The organism is Micromonospora sp. RV43 (genome assembly GCF_001029515.1).
In the GTDB taxonomy this organism is placed as follows: Bacteria; Actinomycetota; Actinomycetes; order Mycobacteriales; family Micromonosporaceae; genus Micromonospora; species Micromonospora aurantiaca.
Genome location: NZ_LEKG01000312.1, coordinates 1 through 6,827, shown reverse-complemented (window position 1 = coordinate 6,827; position 6,827 = coordinate 1). Strand labels below are relative to the sequence as shown.

The window sequence follows — 6,827 nt, the reverse complement described above, 5'->3', positions numbered from 1 at the left end:
GGGCGAGCAGGCGTTCCACCAGGGCGGTGGTGTGCCGGGCGGCGCGGAACGCGGGGTCGCGCAGCACCCGCCGGGCGAACGGGATCGTGGTACGCACACCGGGACCGGCCACGTCGAACTCGGCCAGCGCCCGGTCGAGCCGGTCCAGCGCGGCGTCCCGGTCCGGCGCCCACACCGCCACCTTCGCCAGCAGCGAGTCGTAGTGCGGGCTGACCGGATAACCGACGTGCCCGTGGGTGTCGACCCGGGTGAACGGGCCGCCCGGCGGCCGGAACCGCTCCAGCCGGCCGGGTGCGGGCGCGAAGTCACGGTCCGGGTCCTCCACGTTGACCCGGCACTCGATCGCCACACCGTCCAGGCGTACGTCGGACTGGCGCAGCCGCAGCGGGGTGCCGAACGCCACGTGCAGCTGTTCCTGCACCAGGTCGATGCCGGTGATCATCTCGGTGACCGGGTGTTCCACCTGGATCCGGCAGTTGATCTCCAGGAAGTGGCAGCGTTCGGCCTCGTCGACCAGGAACTCCACGGTGCCGGCGCCGGTGAAGCCGACCGACAGCGCGCCGCGCAGCGCCACCTCGGCGACGGTGTCCAGGGTGGCCTGCCGCAGCGCGGGCGCGGGCGCCTCCTCGATCAGCTTCTGGTGCCGGCGCTGCACCGAGCAGTCCCGGGTGCCCAGGTGCACGCCGTTGCCGTGGCCGTCGCAGAGCACCTGCACCTCGACGTGGCGGGCGTCGGCGAGGTACCGCTCGACGTACACCCGGTCGTCGCCGAACGCGACCTGGGCGGCGGCGCGGGTCCGGGCGTACGCGCGGGGCAGCTCGGCCGCCGAGCGCACCACTGTCATGCCGCGCCCGCCCCCGCCCGCCGCGGCCTTCACGATCACCGGGTAGCCCACCTCGGCGGCCACCTCCTGCGCCTCGGCGACTGTGGGCAGCGTCCGGACGCTGCCCGGCGGCAGCGGCAGCCCGGCCCGGCTCATCAGCGCGCGGGCCGTCGACTTGTCCGCGAGAGCGGCCATCACCTGCGGCGGCGGGCCGACGAAGACCAGGCCGTTCTCGGCGCAGATCTCGGCGAAGTCGGCGTCCTCGGACAGGAAGCCGTAGCCGGGGTGGACCGCCTGCGCGCCGGTCTGCCGGGCGGCCTCCACGATCGCGGCCGCGTTGAGGTAGCTGCGGCGGCTGGCCGCCGGGCCGATCCGTACCGCCTCGTCGGCGAGCCGCACCGGCAGCGAGTCGGCGTCGGCGCTGGAGTGCACCACCACCGTGCGCACGCCGAGTTCCCGGCAGGCGCGCAGCACCCGCAGCGCGATCTCGCCCCGGTTGGCGATCAGCACCTTGTCGAACATCAGGAGTCCTGTCCGGTGACCGGTTCCAGGGCGATCAGCGGCTGGTCGTACTCGACGGGCTTGCCGTCGTCGACCAGCACCTCGACCACCCGTCCGGCCTGGCCGGCGGTCACCTCGTTCATCAGCTTCATGGCCTCGACGATGCCGACCACCTGGCCCGGACGGACCATGTCGCCGACCGCGACGAACGGCATCGCCCCGGGTTCGGGGGCGCGGTAGAACGTGCCGACCACGGGTGAGCGCACGGCCGGCCGGTCGGTCGCCGGCGCGGCTCGCGCGGCCGGTTCGGCGGCCCGCGCGGGGAACGCCCCGGCCGGTTCGGCGGTGCGCTGCGCCGGGGGTGCCGGGTCGTGCCACTCGACCTCCAGCACCGACTCGCCGCTGCGCAGCCGCACCCGGCGCACCGGCCCGGCCAGGTCGGCGACGAGCTTGCGGGCCTGCCGGCGCAGCCCGTCGAGCACCTGCTCGGACTCGGCGTCGGCCATCACGCCACCTCCGCCCGGTCACCCGACGGCGAGGCCGGGGACGGGCCGGCTGCCGATCGGGCCGCGCCGAAGCGGCGGAACCGTTGCCGGCGGCGGCGGACCAGCGTGGCCGGGGGGACGGTGAGCAGCGGCGCGAGGTTCGCCGCGACCGCCCGGCGCAGCAGCTCGGCCGCGCCGCCCGGGTCGGCGTGCGCGGCCGGGCGCGGCTCCGGCACCAGCTCGTCGACCACGCCGAGGCGGCACAGGTCGGCGCCGGTGAGCCGCAGCGCGCGGGCCGCCTGCGGGGCGGCCGAGCTGTCCGGCCAGAGGATCGCGGCGCAGCCCTCCGGGCTGATCACCGAGTAGACGGCGTGTTCCAGCATGAGCACCCGGTCGGCGACCGCGAGCGCGAGCGCGCCGCCGCTGCCGCCCTCCCCGGTGACCACCGCCACCACCGGCGTGGGCAGCACGGTGAGCGCGAGGATGTTCTCCGCGATCGCCGCCGCCTGACCCTGCTGCTCGGCGCTCACCCCCGGGTCCGCGCCGGGCGTGTCCACGAGCGTCACCACCGGCAGCCGCAGCCGCGCCGCGAGGCGCATCAGCCGCAGCGCCTTACGGTGCCCGGCTGGGCTGGCCATGCCGAAGTTGCGGGTCACCAGCTCGGCGGTGGTGTGCCCCTTCTGGTGACCGATCACCATCACCGGGCGGCCGTCCAGGCGGGCGATGCCGCCGACGACAGCCGGGCAGTCGGCGCCGAGCCGGTCGCCGTGCAGCTCCACGAACCCGTCGAACGCCGTCTCCAGGTAGTCCAGTGTGGTCGGACGACCCGGGTGCCGCGCCGTGCGTACCGTCTCCCAGGGGTCGCGGTCGGGCCGCGGGGTCGCGGTCGGCGCGGTGACCGGCGGGCGCGGCGCGGGCGGGTTCTCCGGNGGGGCCCGCCTCGGCGGCGGCGAGCAGCGCCGCGAGCCGGCCCCGCAACGCGTGCCGGGGCACCACCATGTCCACCTGACCGTGCCGTAGGAGGTACTCGGCGGTCTGGAAGCCCTCCGGCAGCGTGGCGCCGGTGACCTGGCGGATCACACGGGGCCCGGCGAAGCCCAGCCGGGCGCCGCTCTCGGCCAGCACCAGGTCGGTGTTGGTGGCGAAGGAGGCGGCCACCCCGCCGTACGTGGGGTCGGTGACCACGCTGACAGTGAGCAGGCCCGCCTCCCGCATCCCCGCGAGGGCCTGGCTGACGGTGGCCATCTGCATCAGCGACAGCGCGCCCTCCTGCATCCGCGCGCCGCCGGACGCGGTCACCAGCACCAGCGGGATGCCGTCGGCGAGCGCCCGCTCGGCGGTCCGGGTGATCAGCTCACCGACCGCGCAGCCGAGGCTGCCGCCGAGGAAGCGGAAGTCCATCACCGCCAGCGCGACCGGGTGCCCGCCGAGCCGGGCGGTGCCGCACAGCACCGCCTCGTCCAGGCCGGTCGCCGCGCGGGCCGCGCCGAGCCGGTGCGGGTACGGCAGCTCGTCGACGAACTCGATCGGGTCGACGCGTACCGCCCGGTCCGGCAGCGGGACGAACGAGTCCGGGTCGGCCAGCTGCGCCACCCGGTCCGGCGCGTCCAGCCGGGCGTGTGACCCGCACTCCGGGCAGACGTCCAGGTTGCGGCGCAGCCGCTTGCGGTAGAGCAGCGACGCGCATCCGTCGCACCTCGACCAGAGCTGCTCGTCGCGCGGGGCGGTCGTGGTCACTGTGGCCGCCCGGCGGTGTCGTACCTGTGGGCCGGCGCGTCGTAGCGGTAGAAGCAGTGCGCCATCGCGTCGCGCGGCGAACGCCAGGTCGGCAGGTACGGCGAGATGTACGGCCGCAGCCGCTCGCTGATCCGGATGAACTCCGGATGCCCACGGTTGTCCTCGACCGCGCCCTGCGCGGGCGTCTCCGTCTCCAGCAGATGGACGTAGAGGTCGTGCAGCCGGTACAGCGAACGGTGCCGGACCCCGACCAGGCCGGGCAGCTCGGTCGCGTCGGACTCGGCGAAGATCTCGGCCACCCGGTCCTCGGCCGTCGGCACCACCTTGGCGACGATGAGCGAACGGTCCATTCGCGCCTCCTGCACGTCCCGGTGCGCGGCGAACCGGTCGCGCCGCACGGATTGCCACACGGTCGCGCCGACGGCGTCTACCGGGCGTCAACCGGGCCCCATCGCGCCACAAACATGGTGACGCTGCGTTGACGCAAGCTGTGCGTGAGCTATGGGAAGATCGCTTTCCGGTTTCCGGGTGACGACACTTCTTCGCAGATCACAGGCGTATTGCCGAGCCCACTACGGACAGTCAGGTGACCGACCGACCGTTGACTGAGAGTAACAGGCGTTGATATTCTGCGTCTCGGTCAGCCCGGCCACGGTGGAGCTTCCCGCCGTGGCGGAGGCGTTCCGACACCGGCGTCGCGGCGGCGGTCCGGGCAACGCGAAACGGTCGGGACGAGGGTTCCGGTGCTGGGGGGTGCGCCGTGTCGGGTGGATCGAGAATGCCGACGGCGGGCGAACCCGCCCCACGGGTGTCACTGCACCTGCTGGGCGGCTTCCAGCTGCTGCACGACGACACCCCCGTGGTCGTACCCCGGGGGTTGCAGCGCGTCATCGCCCTGATCGGCCTGCGCCCGGCCGCGACCCGCAGCCACCTCGCCGGGCTGCTGTGGCCCGAGACGCCTGAAGAGCGGGCGCTGTCGTCGCTGCGGACCGCGCTGTGGCGGCTGCGGCAGGATCCGTGCTGCCCGCTGCGCACCGACGGCGACACCGTCCGGCTCGGACCGACCGTCCGCCTCGACGTGGACGACCTGGTGGAGACCGCGGCGCTGGTCCGCGAGGGCGCCGTCCCGCGCGGCGCCGCCGGCGCCGGACGCCACGACCTGCTCCCCGGCTGGTACGACGACTGGGTGCTGCTGGAACGCGAACGGCTGCGCCAGCTGCGCCTGCACATGCTGGAGGAACTCGCCGGCAACCACCTCACCGCCGGGCGGCACGGCGAGGCGCTGGAGGCGGCGCTGGAGGCGATGGCCGCCGAACCGCTGCGGGAGACCCCGCACCGCCTGGTGGTCCGCATCCACCTGGCCGAGGGCAACGCGTTCGAGGCCGTCCACTCCTTCTACGTCTACCGCGATCTGCTCCTGCGCGAACTGCGCCTGGAACCGTCCCCGGCGATGACCGCGCTGCTCGACGACACCCTGGCGCCGATCCGCCGGGCCACCCGCCCGGACCCGCCGCCGCCGCGCCGCACGGACCGGACCGCGAAACCGGCGCCGCGCGCCCCCACCTCGCCGTCTCCACCACCATCAAAGCCCCGGGGTACGCGGTGACGGCGAGGTGACAGCGCGACCGGCACCGTGAACCCAGCACCGCGGCGGCGAGAGGGGTCACGATGAGTCGACTGTTGGTGGTCAGCCGGATCGTGCCGGGCGCACAGGGACGGGTGGCGCAGATCTTCGCCGAGGCCGACGCCACCGAACTCCCCCACCTCACCGGCGTCCGGCACCGGTCGCTGTACTACCTGCACGACCTGTGCGTCCATCTGATGGAGACCGTCGACGTCGCCCCCGGGCTGACCGCGGAACTGCGCGACAACCCGCTCTACGAGCAGGTGAACAAGCGGCTCTCCGCGCACACCTCCCCGTACCTGCCGACCTGGCACTCCCCCCGCGACGCCGTGGCCGGCTGCTTCTACAGCTGGGACGCCGCCGACGTGCCTGCGCCCGACCGGATCCACTGACCGGCCACGGGCGACGGACGGGGCGCCCCGGAACCACGCACGGCACCCAGGTTCCGGGGCGTCTCCCTGCTCCGCGAGGCCGCTCGATACCGGCCTCCGGCACACGCTCGGTCATGCTGCGGCCACCGGCCGACACCGCCGGTCCCACCGTCGTGGCCCGGCCCCGGGCTGCCTGTCGTGCGCCGCGCGCGTGTGCGAAGCTGCCCCGAGTCTTTCGCCACCGTCGTGCACGTACATAGAAGGAGGTTGGCCATGCCGTCGAGCTTCGGGCAGTGGCTGTTCGTGATACTGGCCCTGCTCATCGGATTCGGCGTCGGCTGGGTGGTCGTCGGCCGTCGCCGGTCCGGCGCCCCGGCGACGCCCACGGTGGAGACCGCACCCGAGGTGACCGCCACCGTCGACGAGCCGCGCCCGGTTGCTGTGGTCGACGAGCCCTCGGCGACCGCCACGGTGGCCGAGCAGCCCGCGCCCACCGAGACGGCGACCACCGAGCCGGCCGTCGCCACCGCCGCCCGTACCGCAGACGAGCCGGAGGCGTCGTCGGTCGTCGCCGAGCCGGTGTCCTCGCCGGCCGTGTCCGAGCCGGCCGAGGCCGAGCCGGTCGCCGTGGACCGTCCGGCGGACGAGCCGGTGCCGTCCTCCGCGTCGGTCGCTGCGGACGAGCCCGTCGCCCCGGCCTCCACCGATGTGGACGAGCCGGCCGCTTCTCCGGCGCTCGTCGCCGAGTCGGAGCCCTTCGCGGCGGAGCCGGAGCGCGCCCCCGTCGCCGTTCCGGCGCAGTCGACGCCCGCCGACGAGCCGGAGGTGCCGGCGACGACGTCGTCGGCCGATTCGGCTGCTGCCGAGGCCGTGCCCTCGCCGGTCGACGCCGCTACGACGGCCGGGACAGCCGAGCCGGTGGAGACCGCCGAGCCCGTCGCCGCCGCACCGGCCGTGGTGCCCGCGCCGCGGGCCTCGGTCGAGAACGACGTGCCGGCGGACGTGGCCGGGGACGCGGCGGACGACTTCCGGCGGATCCAGGGCATCGGGCCGAAGCTGGCCACCGCCCTCCAGGACGCCGGGATCCGCACCTACCGGCAGCTCGCCGAGCTGGACGAGGCCGCGCTGCGGCAGACCGTGAAGGCCGCCGGGCTGCGCGCCGCACCCGGGCTGGCCACCTGGCCGCAGCAGGCCAAGGTGCTGGCGGGTGCTCCCGCCGACGCCGAGCGGGTGCTGCCGGCGAGCGCCGAGTAGACAGTCCTCCACATTCCGGGCCGGTGGTGACG

Annotated in this window: 7 protein-coding genes and 1 pseudogene; 3 read left to right on the top strand and 5 right to left on the bottom strand. The window is 75.0% G+C overall.

Annotated features, from left to right (window positions below):
• From ABD52_RS36565 to ABD52_RS36550, 5 genes and pseudogenes are all read right to left on the bottom strand, one after another.
• Positions 1-1,345: acetyl/propionyl/methylcrotonyl-CoA carboxylase subunit alpha (locus tag ABD52_RS36565; protein ID WP_047894769.1), on the bottom strand; the 1,345-nt coding region annotated here is incomplete at its 3' end.
• Positions 1,345-1,830 (bottom strand): acetyl-CoA carboxylase biotin carboxyl carrier protein, encoded by a 486-nt coding sequence (gene accB, locus ABD52_RS36560; protein WP_047894768.1) that lies wholly within the window; start codon positions 1,828-1,830, stop codon positions 1,345-1,347. The genes ABD52_RS36565 and accB, both read right to left, overlap by 1 nt.
• Positions 1,830-2,738, bottom strand: a pseudogene (locus tag ABD52_RS41305) (acetyl-CoA carboxylase carboxyltransferase subunit alpha); the annotation flags it as partial. The gene accB and the pseudogene ABD52_RS41305, both read right to left, overlap by 1 nt.
• 1 nt (position 2,739) lies before the next feature.
• Positions 2,740-3,546, bottom strand: an 807-nt coding sequence (gene accD, locus ABD52_RS41300) for an acetyl-CoA carboxylase, carboxyltransferase subunit beta (RefSeq protein WP_235437676.1), incomplete at its 3' end; no start/stop codon positions are given.
• Positions 3,543-3,896 (bottom strand): TcmI family type II polyketide cyclase, encoded by a 354-nt coding sequence (locus ABD52_RS36550; RefSeq protein WP_013286653.1) that lies wholly within the window; start codon positions 3,894-3,896, stop codon positions 3,543-3,545. The genes ABD52_RS36550 and accD, both read right to left, overlap by 4 nt.
• A gap of 410 nt (positions 3,897-4,306) precedes the next feature.
• Between ABD52_RS36550 and ABD52_RS36545 the strand changes: the two genes are divergently transcribed.
• The 3 genes from ABD52_RS36545 (at position 4,307) to ABD52_RS36535 (ending at position 6,795) form a co-directional block, all read left to right on the top strand.
• Entirely contained in the window at positions 4,307-5,152 is an 846-nt protein-coding gene (locus ABD52_RS36545; protein ID WP_047894767.1) for a BTAD domain-containing putative transcriptional regulator, read from the top strand.
• Between the two features lie 62 nt (positions 5,153-5,214).
• On the top strand, positions 5,215-5,562 hold the full coding sequence (locus ABD52_RS36540; RefSeq protein ID WP_013286655.1) for a TcmI family type II polyketide cyclase: 348 nt from the start codon (positions 5,215-5,217) through the stop codon (positions 5,560-5,562).
• Between the two features lie 252 nt (positions 5,563-5,814).
• Entirely contained in the window at positions 5,815-6,795 is a 981-nt protein-coding gene (locus ABD52_RS36535) for a helix-hairpin-helix domain-containing protein (protein ID WP_047894766.1), read from the top strand.
• Positions 6,796-6,827 lie beyond the last annotated feature (32 nt).